Source organism: Streptomyces sp. NPDC018833, from assembly GCF_044390825.1.
GTDB lineage: Bacteria > Actinomycetota > Actinomycetes > Streptomycetales > Streptomycetaceae > Streptomyces.
This window is the reverse complement of the sequence record NZ_JBIRZM010000021.1, coordinates 1-15,074: the sequence shown is the minus strand read 5'-3', so window position 1 is coordinate 15,074 and position 15,074 is coordinate 1. Positions and strand designations below refer to the sequence as shown.

The 15,074-nt window shown below is 72.0% G+C and carries 10 protein-coding genes; 4 read left to right on the top strand and 6 right to left on the bottom strand.

Going from position 1 to position 15,074, the window contains the following annotated elements; genetic code table 11:
* Nucleotides 1-134 precede the first annotated feature (134 nt).
* The gene (locus tag ACH5AF_RS30985) at nt 135-860 is read right to left on the bottom strand and encodes a 3'-5' exonuclease (protein ID WP_398906257.1); all 726 of its coding nucleotides are present in this window, start codon (nt 858-860) and stop codon (nt 135-137) included.
* Between the two features lie 117 nt (nt 861-977).
* Nucleotides 978-2,213, bottom strand: coding sequence for an SAV2148 family HEPN domain-containing protein (locus ACH5AF_RS30980; RefSeq protein ID WP_398906255.1), 1,236 nt, complete (start codon nt 2,211-2,213; stop codon nt 978-980).
* A gap of 536 nt (nt 2,214-2,749) precedes the next feature.
* On the opposite strand from ACH5AF_RS30980, the gene glgX reads away from it, so the two are divergent.
* Entirely contained in the window at nt 2,750-4,870 is a 2,121-nt protein-coding gene (gene glgX, locus ACH5AF_RS30975; protein WP_398906254.1) for a glycogen debranching protein GlgX, read from the top strand.
* 219 nt (nt 4,871-5,089) lie between these two features.
* The gene (gene treY / locus ACH5AF_RS30970; protein WP_398906253.1) at nt 5,090-7,552 is read left to right on the top strand and encodes a malto-oligosyltrehalose synthase; all 2,463 of its coding nucleotides are present in this window, start codon (nt 5,090-5,092) and stop codon (nt 7,550-7,552) included.
* Here treY and ACH5AF_RS30965 read toward each other — a convergent pair.
* Both ACH5AF_RS30965 and ACH5AF_RS30960 read right to left on the bottom strand, forming a co-directional pair.
* Complete coding sequence (locus tag ACH5AF_RS30965; protein ID WP_398906252.1) at nt 7,509-8,534, bottom strand: cytochrome P450; 1,026 nt, start codon at nt 8,532-8,534, stop codon at nt 7,509-7,511. The two genes, treY and ACH5AF_RS30965, sit on opposite strands and share 44 nt — an antisense overlap.
* A 175-nt stretch (nt 8,535-8,709) precedes the next feature.
* Nucleotides 8,710-9,258 carry a DUF1707 and FHA domain-containing protein gene (locus ACH5AF_RS30960; protein ID WP_215176545.1) on the bottom strand — a complete coding sequence of 183 codons (549 nt, stop codon included), beginning with the start codon at nt 9,256-9,258 and terminating at the stop codon, nt 8,710-8,712.
* A gap of 332 nt (nt 9,259-9,590) precedes the next feature.
* Here ACH5AF_RS30960 and ACH5AF_RS30955 point away from each other — a divergent pair, with 332 nt between their 5' ends.
* Nucleotides 9,591-10,487 (top strand): GNAT family N-acetyltransferase, encoded by an 897-nt coding sequence (locus ACH5AF_RS30955; protein WP_398906249.1) that lies wholly within the window; start codon nt 9,591-9,593, stop codon nt 10,485-10,487.
* 117 nt (nt 10,488-10,604) lie between these two features.
* Here ACH5AF_RS30955 and ACH5AF_RS30950 read toward each other — a convergent pair whose 3' ends face one another.
* Nucleotides 10,605-11,972, bottom strand: a complete 1,368-nt coding sequence (locus ACH5AF_RS30950; protein WP_398906247.1) for a GH1 family beta-glucosidase — start codon at nt 11,970-11,972, stop codon at nt 10,605-10,607.
* A 114-nt stretch (nt 11,973-12,086) separates the two neighbouring features.
* On the opposite strand from ACH5AF_RS30950, the gene treZ reads away from it, so the two are divergent.
* Complete coding sequence (treZ, locus tag ACH5AF_RS30945; RefSeq protein ID WP_398906410.1) at nt 12,087-13,832, top strand: malto-oligosyltrehalose trehalohydrolase; 1,746 nt, start codon at nt 12,087-12,089, stop codon at nt 13,830-13,832.
* A gap of 20 nt (nt 13,833-13,852) precedes the next feature.
* Here treZ and ACH5AF_RS30940 read toward each other — a convergent pair whose 3' ends face one another.
* The gene (locus ACH5AF_RS30940; RefSeq protein ID WP_398906246.1) at nt 13,853-14,974 is read right to left on the bottom strand and encodes a M24 family metallopeptidase; all 1,122 of its coding nucleotides are present in this window, start codon (nt 14,972-14,974) and stop codon (nt 13,853-13,855) included.
* Nucleotides 14,975-15,074 lie beyond the last annotated feature (100 nt).

The following is a 15,074-nucleotide window of genomic DNA, read 5'->3' as shown; positions in this document are numbered from 1 at the left end:
GACCCGCCGCCACGCAAGGACCCCCGCCGGGTCCCCGACGACGACCGTCGCGAAGCGGGGCCGCCCCAAGGCGCGGACCACAGTCGCAGCAGGCCGGCGAAAAGACGCGGACCGCCGACAGGCGGAGCGGGGTGTCAGGCGCCGGCCGCCGGGGCGAGCTCGCGCAGCGGCCAGGAAGCGTCCACCACTGCCTCGGGGCTGCCCTTGCGGCGCAGGAAGCGCTGGAAGTCGGCCGCCCACTGCGCGTACCAGCTCACCTGACGCTCATGCAGCAGGCCCGGGTCCAGCCGCGCCACCGACGGGTGGCGCTCAGCTATCGCCCGTGCCACGAGCACCGCGGCGAGCGCGTCCGCGTCCGCGCGGTGGGCACGGTCGAGGACGACGCCGTATTCCGCGCAGACCGCCTCCAGATTGCGCTTGCCCTTGCGGTACCGGTCGACGGCGCGGTCGATCGTGTACGGGTCGATGACGGGGCCTATCGGGCGCCCGTCCAGCCGCTCGCTCAGCGAGGCGAGCCCGTGCCGGTGCAACTCCGCGGTCAGCAGCGTCAGATCGAAGGCCGCGTTGTACGCGACGACCGGCACGCCCCGCTGCCAGTATCCGGTCAGCACCTGGGCGACCTCCTCGGCCACCTCACCCGCGGGCCTGCCCTCCGCCGCGGCGCGTTCGTTGCTGATGCCGTGAATGGCCGACGCCTGCTCCGGAATCCGTATCCCCGGATCCGCCATCCAGCCGCGGCGGAGCACCGGCTCCCCCGCGCGCAGTTCGACGACGGCGGCCGTCACGATGCGCGCGTCGAGCGGATCGGTGCCGGTGGTCTCCAGATCGAAGCCGGCCAGTGGTCCCCCGTGCCAGGACATGACGCCCCCTCCTCCATGGTGCGATGGTGCTTCCCCCCGCTGGATCATCACCTTCCCACGCACCACTGACAAAAGGCCGCGGGCAGCGACAGGCCGGGGACGACCAGGCCGGGCGGATCAGGACACAGGTCGTGAGTCCACCCATACCGACTCGAACTCCTCGCGGTAGGTCTGGAAAAGTCCCGTTTCGCTGTCCTGCCCGGAGCGGACCACCGAGCGCCCGCCGCCGCGCAGGACCAGAACGGGGGCCTCCATGCCGCGGGCGCGGCGCAGATAGGACTGGACGACGGCGAGACCGTCCGGGCCGTCGCCGTCGACGAGGTAGGCGGTGAAGCGGGGGGTCTCGTCGAAGACCTGGATCTCGAAGGCGCCGGGGTCCCGCAGCTTGGAGCGGACGCGGCGCATATGGAGGATGTTCATCTCCACCGTGCGGCTCAACTCGCCTTTTTTGATTCCGAGTTCTCGTTCACGGCGCTTGACTGCGCTGCTGGCCGGGTTGAGGAAGAGGAGCCGGATCCGGCAGCCGGACTCGGCCAGGCGCACGAGGCGGCGGCCGGAGAAGTTCTGCACGAGCAGGTTCAGGCCTATGCCGATCGCGTCCAGGCGCCGCGCCCCGCCGAAGAGGTCCTCGGCAGGAAGCTGGCGCTGGAGTCTGACCCGGTCGGGGTGGACGGAGACGACGTCCGCGTACCGGTCGCCGACCAGGTCCTCGACGGCGTCGACGCGGAGGCGGTCCGCGGAGGGGACTCCGGCGCCGCTGCCGAGTATCTCCAGCAAGCGCGCGGAGGCGCGCTCGGCCTGGGCGAGCACGGCCTCGTTGAGTGCCCGGTTGCGGGAGACGACGTTGCGCGCGACCTCCAGCTCGTCCAGGGCGAGTTCGACGTCGCGCCGGTCGTCGAAGTACGGCTCGAAGCAGGGCCAGTGCTGCACCATCAGCTCGCGCAGCTGCGGCAGCGTGAGGAAGGACAGGACATTGTCGTCCGCCGGGTCCAGCAGGTACCCCTTGCGGCGCGAGACCTCCCGTACGGCGACCGCCCGCTGCACCCACTCCTGACCGGCCGGCCCGGCCGCCGCGACGACCCAGTCCTCGCCGTGCACGGGGTCGTAGATGGGTCGCAGCACGGCAGCGACCACCGCCCGCAACCGCTGCTCCACCAGATTCAGCCAGATGTAGGCGCGCCCGGCCCGCTGGGCGCGCGTACGCACCTCGCTCCAGGCGTCCGCGCCCCAGTCCAGCTCCGCCCCGATCTCCATCGGCCGCGCGAGCGAAACCGCTCCTGGCGGGATCTCGGCGGAGTCTCCCCCCTCATGACCCGCGTCACCGGGGGGTAGCTCCAGCCCTCCCGAGCTCACCCGCGCACCGCCTTCTGCTCTCCTGGACGACCGTCTTCAACGATCAAGGAAGCGTACTCCGCGAGCCGGAGACGGTGCAGCAGGATGGACGGGGTTGTTTCTCAACTCCCGTCATTGTGATGTCCGTTCCGACCCCCTGGAGCTGCCGGAGTGAGCGGATTCATAGACGTCACGTCCTGGGCGGCGAGCGGAAGGCCCGGCCGGTGGACCGGCAGGGGCCGCCGAGCTCGCCCCGGGCGATCCGGCGGAACCCGATGTTGACGGACCGCTCCCGGCGGATGGGCGGGCCGGGCCGAGCGGTCCTGGATCAGAGCGACGGTCTCGCGCCGCTCGTTTCAGCCGGTGCGACGAGGACGGGACACCCCCGGCTGTACACCCGTTCGACGGATCCTGCCGCACGCGTCCCCCCTTTCCCCGGAATCCGCATCGGTCACCCGGTAGGACGGTACGAAGTCCTAGGAGCTTGCCCCAGTTTGGGGGAGGATCTTGGCCGAGTAGTCCCCCGCACCCGGATCAGAAATGGAAGAGTCGAATCTATGCAGGTCTGGCCGGGACAGGCGTACCCGCTCGGCGCCACCTACGACGGCGCCGGCACCAACTTCGCCGTGCACTCAGAAGCCGCGCGGCGCATCGAGCTGTGTCTGCTCCACGACGACGGCTCGGAGACCGCGGTGGAGCTGCGCGAGACCGATGCGTTCGTGCGGCACGCGTATCTGCCCGGGGTGATGCCCGGTCAGCGCTACGGCTTCCGTGTCCACGGCCCGTACGAGCCCGCACGCGGGCAGCGCTGCAATTCCGCGAAGCTGCTGCTCGACCCGTACGCGCGGGCGATCAGCGGCTCCATCGACTGGAACGAGTCGGTGTACGGCTACCACTTCGGCAGACCGGACTCCCGCAACGATCTCGACTCGGCACCGCACACGATGTCGTCCGTCGTGGTCAATCCGTACTTCGACTGGGGCGACGACCGCCTGCCGCGCACCGACTACCACCGCACCGTGATCTACGAGGCCCATGTGAAGGGCCTGACCATGCTCCACCCGGAGCTGCCGCCGGAGCTGCGCGGCACGTACGCGGGCCTCGCGCACCCGGCGGTCATCTCACACCTGACGGAACTGGGGGTGACCGCGCTGGAATTGATGCCGGTGCACCAGTTCGTGAACGACCACCGGTTGGTGGACGCGGGGCTGAACAACTACTGGGGCTACAACACCATCGGCTTCTTCGCCCCGCACAATGCCTACGCCTCCTGGGGCGACCGCGGCGAGCAGGTGCTGGAGTTCAAACAGGCCGTGCGGGCGCTGCACCAGGCCGGTATCGAAGTCATCCTCGACGTCGTCTACAACCACACCGCCGAGGGCAACCACCTGGGCCCCACCCTGTCCTTCCGGGGCTTGGACAACGCCTCGTACTACCGGCTGATGGACGACCGCCGCTACTACATGGACACCACCGGCACCGGGAACTCCCTGCTGATGCGCAGTCCGCACGTCCTCCAGCTGATCATGGACTCGCTGCGGTACTGGGTGACGGATATGCACGTCGACGGCTTCCGCTTCGACCTCGCGGCGACGCTCGCACGCCAGTTCCACGAGGTGGACCGGCTCTCCTCGTTCTTCGACCTGGTGCAGCAGGACCCGGTGGTCAGCCAGGTGAAGCTGATCGCGGAGCCCTGGGACGTCGGCGAGGGCGGCTACCAGGTGGGCAATTTCCCGCCGCTGTGGACCGAGTGGAACGGCAAGTACCGCGACTGCGTGCGGGATCTGTGGCGGGGCGAGCCGCGCACACTGGCCGAGTTCGCCTCCCGTCTGACCGGCTCCTCGGACCTCTACCAGGACGACGGCCGCAGGCCGCTGGCCTCGATCAACTTCACCACCTGCCACGACGGCTTCACCCTGCACGACCTCGTCTCCTACAACGGCAAGCACAACGAGGCCAACGGCGAGAACAACCGGGACGGCGAGAGCCACAACCGCTCCTGGAACTGTGGGACGGAGGGCGACACGGACGACCCCGGGGTGCTTGAGCTGCGCGAGCGGCAGATGCGCAACTTCATCGCGACGCTGATGCTCTCCCAGGGCGTGCCGATGCTCAGCCACGGCGACGAGTTCGCGCGCACCCAGGGCGGAAACAACAACGCCTACTGCCAGGACAACGAGATCTCCTGGGTGCACTGGCCCGATCCGGGCGAGGACGAAGAGGGCTCGCTGCTGACGTTCACCAAGACGATGGTGTGGCTGCGGCGCGACCACCCCGTCTTCCGGCGGCGCCGGTTCTTCCACGGTCGGCCGGTGGAGGGCACCCACGACGAGCTGACGGACATCGCCTGGTTCACGCCGAAGGGCGAGGAGATGATCCAGCGCGACTGGCAGGCGGCACACGCCAAGGCGCTGTCGGTGTTCCTGAACGGTCACGCCATCTCCGAGCCGGGACCCCGGGGCGAACGGATCTCCGACGACTCGTTCCTGCTGATGTTCAACGCGAGCGCGGACGACCTGGATTTCACGATCCCCGTCAACCACGGCGAGGAGTGGCAGGTCGTGGTGGACACCGCCCGCCGCGAGGGCGTACCACCGGGCAAGGGCCCGATGGTGGCGGCCGGCGACGTGCTGCGCCTGCTGGGCCGCAGCCTGACCGTGCTGCGCCGGCCCGCGTAGCGCCGGCCGCATGAACCTGACGGTGCTGCACCGGCAAGCACAGCGCCTGACCACATGGCGCCGGCCTGACGGCGCGGCGCCTCGGCACGCCCGCGCAGCGTCGCCTGCCTCGGGCAGCCGAGCCCCGCGGAAGTTCCCGTTCGGGCCGATGATCACTCGATCGACCGAACGGCCGGGACCTGCGGCACAGAAGCGTGCGGGGCGGGTACGTATGTTCGCATGACTCCCACGGCCACCTACCGGCTCCAGTTGCAGCCGGAATTCCCGTTCGCGGCCGCCGAGGCGGCGGTTCCGTATCTCGCCGCCCTCGGCGTCTCCCATCTGCACCTCTCGCCGGTGCTGGAAGCGGTGCCGGGGTCCACCCATGGTTACGACGTCGTCGACCACGGCCGCATCCGCGAGGAGCTCGGCGGCGAGGCAGGGCTGCGACGGCTGTCGCACACGGCCCGGGAGCACGGACTCGGTCTGGTCGTCGACATCGTGCCGAACCACATGGCGGCGGTCCCCCGGTACAACCGCGCCCTGTGGGAGGTGCTGCGCGAGGGCCCGGCCTCGCCGTACGCCCGCTGGTTCGACATCGACTGGGCGGCCGGGGACGGCAAGGTGCTGCTGCCGGTGCTGCCCGGGCGCATCGGCGGCGAGCTTGCGGAGCTGCGGGTCGAGGGCGAGGTCCTGCACCACGGGGAGCAGCGGTTCCCGCTGCGCGCGTCCACCGCCCACCTGCCCCTGCCCGAGCTGCTGGACGCCCAGTGGTACCGGCTCGCCTGGTGGCGCCTGGCGCGCACCGAGCTCAACTACCGCCGGTTCTTCACCGTCTCGGACCTCATCGGGGTCCGGGTGGAGGACCCCGAGGTCTTCGACGCGACCCACGCCAAGATCCTGGAGCTGGTGCGGGACGGGGTCGTCGACGGCCTGCGGGTGGACCATCCGGACGGGGTGGCGGACCCGGAGGGCTATCTGCGCAGACTCGACGAGGCGACCGGCGGCTGGGGGCCCCTCCCACGGCCGCCGGGTCGCAGGGGGAGCTGGATCGTCGTGGAGAAGATCCTCACCGGGGACGAGCGGCTCCCGGCCGGCTGGCCCGTCGCGGGCACGACGGGGTACGACGCGCTCCGCCGGGTCGACGGCCTGTTCACGGACCCGGCCGGCATGCGGCAACTGGTCGGCCTCTACCGGGATTTCACCGACGTGGACGACAGCCTGGGCGGCCGGTGGGAGGCGACCGCGCGGCGTGCCGCGTACGAGGTGGTGACGCATGAGCTGGCCGCCGAGACGGCAACGCTCGTCAGACTCGCCGAGCGGATCTGCGCCGCCGATACGCGGCTGCGCGACCACGCCCCGTGGGCCCTGCGTGCGGCCGTGCGTGAGCTCCTGGTCCGCGTGCCCGTCTACCGGCCGTATCGGGTCGACGCCGAGTCGGCGCTCCCCGACGACGCGGCCCGGGCGGCACGGGAGACGTTCGCGGTGGCCGACGAGGCGGCGGCGGTGGACGTGGTGCGGGACCTCGCGCTGGGCCGGCTCGGCGACGGCCCGGACCAGGTCCGGTTCCGGGCGCGCTTCGCCCAGACGGCGTCGGCGCTGCGTGCCAAGTCGGTGGAGGACACGGCCTTCTACCGGTACGCGCCGCTGATCTCGGCGAACGAGGTGGGCGGCGACCCGGGCAGCCCGGCGGTGGAGCCGACGGCGTTCCACGCCTTCTGCGCCCGGCTCGCCCGCGACTGGGCGGACACGGGCACGGTGCTGACCACGCACGACACCAAGCGCAGCGCGGATGTACGGGCACGGATCGCGGTGCTGTCCGAGTGTCCGGAGCGGTGGGCCCGGTTCCTGGAGCGGATCACCGAGGAGGCCGAGCGCCCGTCCGGGGGCGGCGGCGCGCCCGACGCGCAACTGGCGTGGGTCGCCTGGCAGACGGCCGTCGGCTTCGGCATCCCGGACGCGGACCGGATGGAGGCGGCGCTGCTGAAGGCGGTGCGGGAGGCCGGGGTGCACACGAGTTGGACCGAGTCGGATCCGGCGTACGAGAAGGCGGTGTCGGCGTTCGTGGGGACGGGTCCGGCCGGGTCACCACAGCGCTCGGTGGCTGGCTTCGTACGCGAACTCGCCCCCTATGTACGGGCGAACGTGCTGGGTGCGGCGCTGCTGCATCTGACGATGCCGGGCGTGCCCGATGTGTACCAGGGCTCGGAGCGCGAGTTCCTGGCCCTGGTCGATCCGGACAACCGGGCCCCGGCCCGCTTCGGCCCGCCGCTGCCCGACCAGTTGACCGGCAGCGCGGCCGGCGGCCTGACTGCGGACCCGGCCGGCGGACTGAGCACCGAGAAGGAGGCGCTGACGGCCACGGCGCTCAGACTGCGCCGGGCGCGTCCGGACCTGTTCGGCAACCGGGCGGCGTACGAACCGCTCACCGCAGCCGGCCCGGCGGCAGGGCACTGCGTCGCGTTCCGCCGAGGTGAGGAGGTGGTCACGGCCGTCACCCGGCTCTCGCTGCGCCTGGAGAGCGACGGCGGCTGGCGGGGCACGGCCCTCACACTGCCCCCGGGCCGGTGGACTGATCTGCTGGGCGGCGAGGGCGAGTTCACCGGTGGGGTGCCCGTGCCGGTGGCCGAGCTGTTCGCGGCGCGGCCCGTGGCCCTGCTCAGCCGCGTGGGCGGACCAGCAGCGCCTTGGGGGATCGGGTGATCAGGCCACTGGCGACCGGCCGGAATCCGTCGGCCCAGCGCAGCCGGGGCATCGCCTCGATCAGCGCCCGCAGTCCGTACTCGGCCTCCATCGCCGCGAGTTCCACCGCCGGGCATTCCCCGAGACCGTATGTGAGCTGGCCGGGATCGCTCCTGAGCGGGTCGAAGCGGTCGGGGTCGTGGAACCGCTCGGGGTCCCGCCCGGCGGCGCCGATCAGGCAGGCGACCGCCGCGCCCGCGGGCAGCGTGCCACCGCTGAGCGTGACCTCGGCGGTGGTCCTGCGGATCACCACGAGGACGGGCGGGTCTCGCCGCAGCGACTCGGTCCAGGCCCGTGCGATCAGCTGCGGCTCGGCCCGCTGCGCGGCCAACCGGATGGGGTGGTCGAGCAGATTGGCGAAGAACGAGGCGAGGGCCTTCTCCCGCACCGAGATCTGGGAGACGCACCGCCCGGCGAGGAGCGCCCGGCCTGTCGTGCTGCCCCGCGCGCCGACGGCGCCGGACGGAAGCCACCGGCAGTACTCCTCCACGAGGTCGGCCTCCTCGCGCCCCGCGATCCGCCGGGCGAGAACGTACGCGGTGCGCTGGACGGTCTCGCGCAGTGCGTGCGGGACGGGCGCCAGATGCGCTGCGCACCCCACGTCGCCCGGCCGGTGGCCATGGGTGAAGCGAAGATCGGTCAGCGCCGTCGCGACGTCGCGGTAGCGGCTGAGCAGCCAGGCGCCGACGGACGCGTCGTAGCTGAGCGGATACTCCTCGCGCAGCCGGCGGTACCCCTCGTACAGCTCGTGCTCGTCACCCGTCGGCAGTCCGGGCAGCAGAGAGCCGGGGCGGCGCGACGCGGACCCGGCCGGCAGGGCGGAGCCGGAGGTCGACGCGGACCCGGCCGGCAGGCCGGAGCGGGTGGCCGGGGTGGGCCCGGTCGGCAGGGCGGAGCCGGAGGGCGGGATGGGTTCGGGGACCGGGCGTATGTCCGCATGCATGGTGTGTGCTCCCCAGTCACGGCCGCGGTTCTCGTGCTCGCGGTTCCCTCCAGGCGACCACCGCGCCGCCCTCACCGCAGTCCGCGTACGCCCGTACGGGTGAGGAAGGAGCGCGTACTCCATTCGGGCGCGAGGTGAGCAGGACACGTCGGGGGGAGCCTGTGGGATGCCGTGGTCAGCGCGCGGTGAGGCGGAAGTTCATACTGCCGAATCCGACCATGTCGCCGTCCTGGACGACGATCGAGCCGGTCACCCTGCGGCCGTTGACCGTGGTGCCGTTGGTCGAGCCGAGGTCGCGCAGGACCCACAGGGTGCCCTGGTGGCTCAGCTCGGCGTGCAGCCGGGAGACCGTGTCGTGGCTCAGCCGCAGTCCATTGACCGGGTCGCGGCCGATGCGCAGGGGGTACGGGCCCGGCTCGGGCAGCAGCAGCGGCGGCAGCTTCTCCGCCTGCCAGGCCCTGCGCAGACGGACGGAGAAGGCCGAGACGCGCCTGACCGCGCTGTAGATCCGTCGGGAGAACCGGCCTTCGTGGACGAGGTCGGCGGTGAGCGCGTCCAGTTCCTCGGAACGGCGTGCGGCCAGGACCAGTTCCATGCGGTGCACGAAGGTCTCGTGCGACAGCCTGCCCTGGGCCGCGCCCTCTCTGAGCACATCGAGGACACGCTCGCGCTCGGCGTCGGACAGCCGCGCGGGATACGTGTGGGGCTCGTAGGAGGACGTCACATCGCAGATTGTCGGGCCGAAGGGGGCCAGGTGTCCAGAAGAGGGCGTGTGCCGCTGTCCGTCGCGACCCCTCTGACCTGCACGGAAGGTGGCGTTCCGCCCTCTTCGCCGCCCGACGGGGCAACTCGCGCCCCCACGGGGCCCATGAGCGGCGGGCTAAAAGCGCTCGACCCGCGTGCGCGGCGCGGTCTAGGGTGCACCGACGCCTGTGACGACGGAAGGAGGCGAGTGCCGTGTACACCACACGAATTCTGCGCTCCCGCCCCGTCCGCCCGGCGTTCAGTGTCTGACCGGGAGCGCTCGACACACCTCTCATCCCGGAGGACTTCCTCATGACCGACCTGGTCATCCGCGCGCTCGATGCGAGCGACGCCCATCTTTTCGACACACTGCCCGACCCTCTCGGCGCCGCCGAGGGCCATGCCCGTACCGTCCACCGCCCGCAGTGGAAGCGAGTCGCACTGCGCGGCGGCAAGGTCGTCGCCCGAGGCGCCTGGTGGGGCGGCCCCGACGACGAAACGCCCCTGAACATCAACTGGTTCGACATGGCCGACGGCGAGGTGGAGGCGGGCGCCGAACTGCTGCGTACCGCCCCCTTCCAGGTCGAACTGGAGCTCAACCTGCCCGCCGGTTGGCGGGACGACCCGGTCGCCCGGGCGGCCGGTGAGGCCCGCGTCCGGGCGGCGGAGGCGGCCGGATTCACGGTGCTCGTCGAGCGGTTCATGTACTGCTGGACACCCGAATGCGGTCTGCCCGAACGGCCCGGGCGGCTCAGCTTCCGGCCGGAGCCGGACGACGCCGTGTTCTTCGACGCGCTGAAGCGCATCCACTCGGTGACGCTGGACGCCCACGCGCTGCGCGCGATCGCCGAGGGCGGTCTTGACCAGGCGGCGCAGGAGGAACTGGACTTCTTCCACTGGTGCCCGTCGCCGCGCGAGTGGTGGCGGCTGGCGCACACACCGCAGGGCGATCTGGCCGGCATCCACATCCCGGCGCACAATCCGGGCGGCCCGTGCATCGGGTTCATCGGCGTCGTCCCGGAGCAGCGCGGCCGCGGCTACGCGTACGACCTGCTCGCCGAGTGCACGCACTTCCTCGCCGAGCGGGGCGCCGAGTTCATCAAGGGCGCCACCGACCAGGGGAACTTCCCGATGGCGGCGAACTTCGCCAAGGCCGGTCACCCGGTGGTCAGGGAGCGGATCAACTTCGTTCCCCCTGCGGGGAACTGAGCCCACGCGCGGGTGTCCGGGCAGGCGCCCCGGACACCCCCGTGTCACCGCCGCCCGCGGCGCTTCTGCGCGGCGATCGTGTCCCGGTACCAACAGGCCGCCCCGGACACTCCCGTGTCACCGCCGCCCGCGGCGCTTCTGCGCGGCGATCGTGTCCCGGTACCAGCCGTACGACGCCTTCGGCGTGCGCTGGAGGGTGTCGTAGTCGACATGGACGAGTCCGAAACGCTGCGACGTTCCCTCGGCCCATTCGATGTTGTCGGTGAGCGACCAGGCGATGTAGCCGCGCACGTCCACGCCGGCCGTGACCGCATCGGACAGGGAGCGCAGGTGGGCGTCGAGGAAGGCGATACGGCGCCGGTCGTCGAGGCCGTCGTACGAGCAGCCGTTCTCCGTGACGACGACCGGCGGCAGCCGGTCGCCGTACCGGTCCTTCAGCGAGACGAGGACCTCGCGCAGGCCGTCGGGGACGACGGGCCAGCCGAAGCCGGTCCGCTCGGCGGTGGTGATCTCCCGCAGGCCGAACGGCAGTTCCGCGGGCATCGCGACGCCGCCGAAGCCTCTCAGTGCGTCGCCGTCGGGCGCGCCGACGAGCATCGGGTGGTAGTAGTTCACGCCGTAGAAGTCCAGCGGCTGCGCGATGACGGCGAGGTCGTCGGCGAGGGGGCCCGGCATCAGGGCGGCGATGTTCTCGTCGGGGTAGGCGCCGGTGAGCAGCGGGTCGGCGAACAGCCGGTTGGTGAGCGTGTCGTACAGCTCGGCGGCGAACCGGTCCTCGTCGCTGTCCCCGGCCGTCCACACGGGCGAATGGGAGACGGCGAGGCCGACGGACGGGGCGCCGGCCGCTCGGAGCGCCTGGACGGCGAGTCCGTGGGCGAGCAGCTGGTGGTGGGCGGCGGGCAGGGCGTCGAAGAGGAGCCGGCGGCCGGGGGCGTGCTCGCCCAGTGCGTAGCCGAGCAGGGTGACCTCGGCCGGTTCGTTGACGGTCATCCACATCGGTACGCGGTCGGCGAGGCGTGCCGCGACGGCCGCGGCGTACTGGGCGAACCGTTCGGCGGTGTCGCGGCGCAGCCAGCCGCCCGCCTCGTCGAGCGGGAGCGGGGTGTCCCAGTGGTAGAGGGTCGGCGCCGGGGTGACGCCCCGGGCGCACAGTTCGTCGACGAGCCGGTCGTAGAAGTCGAGGCCGCGGGTGTTGACCGGGCCGCTGCCGCCGGGGATCACCCGCGGCCAGGCGACCGAGAAGCGGAAGACGTCGGCGCCGAGGCCGGCGAGGAGGGCGACGTCCTCGCGGTAGCGGTCGTGGAAGCCCGTGCCGCGGGCGACGTCGGCGCCGTCCTTGATGCGTCCCGCGGCCGCGAAGGCGTCCCAGCCCGAGGGGCCCTTGCCCTCGGCGTCGGCGGCTCCCTCGGTCTGGAAGGCGGAGGCGGCGGCTCCCCATAGGAAGCCGGGTGGGAACAGGGGCAGCGGCTCGGTCGGAATCGGCATGGCCCGTGACCTTAATGGCCCAAGCACGCCGCCTGAAGACCCCGGACTTGCCAGGATGGACGGGACATACGGGATCGACGGGACCGGCATCGACGACGAGGGGATCCGCCAGTGCTGTTGTTCGAGGTGTGGGCGCCGCGGGCCGAGGAGCAGGTCGTGCTGTGGCTGGAGGGCGCCGAGCGCCCGATGGAGCGTGACCAGGGGCGGGTGGGCTGGTGGATCGCCGAGGCCGAGGCCGGTGACGGCGACCGGTACGGCTTCGTCCTGGACGGCGGTCCCCTGCGGCCGGACCCGCGGTCGCGGCGGCAGCCGGACGGCCCCGACGCCCCGAGCGCCGTCGTCGATCATGACGCGTACGCATGGCGGCAGGAGTGGGCGGGCCGGGGACTGAAGGGCGCGGTGCTGTACGAACTGCACGTGGGCACCTTCACCCGCGAGGGCACCCTCGACGCGGCGGCCGCCCACCTCGCCGAGCTGGCCGATCTGGGCGTCACCCATGTCGAGCTCATGCCGCTGTGCCCGTTCCCCGGTGTGCACGGCTGGGGCTACGACGGGGTGGACCTGTGGGCGGTGCACGAGCCGTACGGCGGCCCGGAAGCGCTGAAGCGCTTTGTCGACACCGCGCACGGGCTCGGGCTGGGTGTGGTGCTGGACGTCGTCCACAATCACCTCGGTCCGTCCGGGAACCATCTGCCCGCCTTCGGCCCGTACTTCACCGACACCCACCACACCCCCTGGGGCTCCGCGGTCAACCTCGACGCCCCAGGGTCGGACGAGGTGCGCGCCTTCCTGCTGGGCAGTGCGCTGGCCTGGCTGCGTGACTACCGGATCGACGGACTACGGCTCGACGCGGTGCACGCGCTGGCGGACACCCGGGCCCTGACCTTCCTGGAGGAGCTGTCGGCCGCCGTCGACGCCCTGGCCCGCGACCGCGGCCGCCCGCTGTTCCTGATCGCCGAGTCCGACCGGTGCGACCCGCGGACCACCACTCCGCGCGCCGAGCGGGGACTCGGGCTGCACGCCCAGTGGAACGACGACTTCCACCATGCTCTGCACGCCGCCCTGACCGGCGAGTCCCAGGGCTACTACGCCGACTTCGCGCGCGCGCCGATGGCCGCGCTCGCCAAGACGCTGAACCATGTCTTCTTCCACGACGGCACGTACTCGACGTTCCGCGGCCGCACCCACGGCAGGCCCGTCGACGTGGCGACCACGCCGGGGCACCGCTTCCTCGCCTATTCCCAGACCCACGACCAGATCGGCAACAGAGCCGTCGGCGACCGGCTCTCGGCCTCTCTCACGCCGGGTCTGCTGGCGTGCGCGGCGACGTTGGTACTCACGTCCCCGTTCACACCGATGCTGTTCATGGGCGAGGAGTGGGGCGCGGGCACGCCGTGGCAGTACTTCACCGACCACACCGATCCCGAGCTCGCCGAGGCCGTACGGGCGGGCAGGCGGCGCGAGTTCGCCGAGCACGGCTGGTCGGCCGCGGACGTGCCGGACCCGCAGTCGCCGGCCACCCGGGAACGTTCGTGTCTGGACCGCTCGGAGCGCGAGCGGGAGCCGCACGCCGCGCTGCTCGCCTGGTACCGGGAGCTGATCGCCCTGCGCCGTACGCTGCCGGACCTGACGGACCCCGACCTCGCGGCGGTGAAGGTGGCCTTCGACGAACAGGGCCGCTGGCTGGCGTACCGGCGCGGCGATCTGCGGGTCGCGGTGAACCTCGGCAAGGAGACCGCCGGGATTCCGCTGGGCGGTGGCGGACGGGTCGCCGCGGCCTGGGGCAAGGTCGAAGTTCCGGCCGGTGACGGCCTGTCGTGGCTGTCACCGGAGAGCTGCGTGGTGCTCGCCGTGTCCTGACCCGGCTGCTCGACACCCGGCTACTCGACGATCGCCATCTCGCGCGAGGTGTTGTTGAAGCGGCGGACGCCGTCCTCGGTGACGGTGACGATGTCCTCGATACGGACGCCGAACCGGCCGGGCAGGTAGATCCCGGGCTCCACCGAGAAGCACATGCCCGGAACGAGCGGCTGCGCCTCGCCCTCGATCATGTACGGCGGTTCATGGGTGGTGACGCCGATGCCGTGGCCGGTGCGGTGGATGAACAGATCCCCGTACCCGGCCTCCTCGATGATCTCGCGGGCGGCCCGGTCGACCTCCTGGCAGGCCACGCCCGGCCGCACCGCGTCCACCCCGGCCTGCTGCGCCTCGCGCACGACGTCGTGGATGTGCTGTTCGGCGACGCTCGGCTCGCCGACGTGGACGGTACGGGTGGTGTCGGAGCCGTAGCCGTCCTTGAGGCCGCCGAAGTCGAGCACGACCATGTCGCCGTGCACGATCGTGCGGTCGCCCGCCTCGTGGTGCGGGTTGGCGCCGTTGGGACCCGAGCCGACGACGGTGAAGTCGACCTGCGAGTGCCCGAACCGCAGCAGCAGCGCGGCCAGATCGGCGGCGACGTCGCTCTCCCTGCGGCCGGCGAACGGCACCTTGAGGATCTCGCCGTACGCCTGATCCGCGGCGGCACCGGCCGCTTCGATGAGCGCGATTTCCGTTGCGTCCTTCACCGCGCGGAGCATGGGCAGCGCCTGCGTGAGTGACACGTACGACGCGCCGGGCAGCTCCCGCTGGAGGCCCAGCAGATGCATGGCCCAGGTGTTGTCGCTGACGGCGAACCTGCCCGACATGTCCATCAGCGGCGCCACGACGGCGTACGGATCCTTGCCGTCGGTCCAGTCCCGCACGGTCAGCGCCGGTGCGCCCGGGGCCGCCTCGGCGTCCGGCGCCTCCAGGGTGGGGACCACGAGGACGGGGTCCCGGTCGGCGGCGAGGACGAGGACGGTGAGCCGTTCGGTGGCCACGGGCCGGTAGCCGGTGAGGTGGACGAGATCGGGGCCGGGCGCGATCAGCACCCCGTCGAGACCGGCGTCGGCGGCGGACTGGGCTGCGCGGGTCATCCGGGCGCGGTAGTCGTCGGCGGTGAACGGCGTCGGCGTACTGGTCATGGGGCCTCCGTAAGTTGTTGGATGGCCCGGGAGGGCCGGATGTGGCTTATGGGGTCTTGCCTTCAGTGGCTCCGCAGGAGTGGCCGTCCGGCTCTCCGGG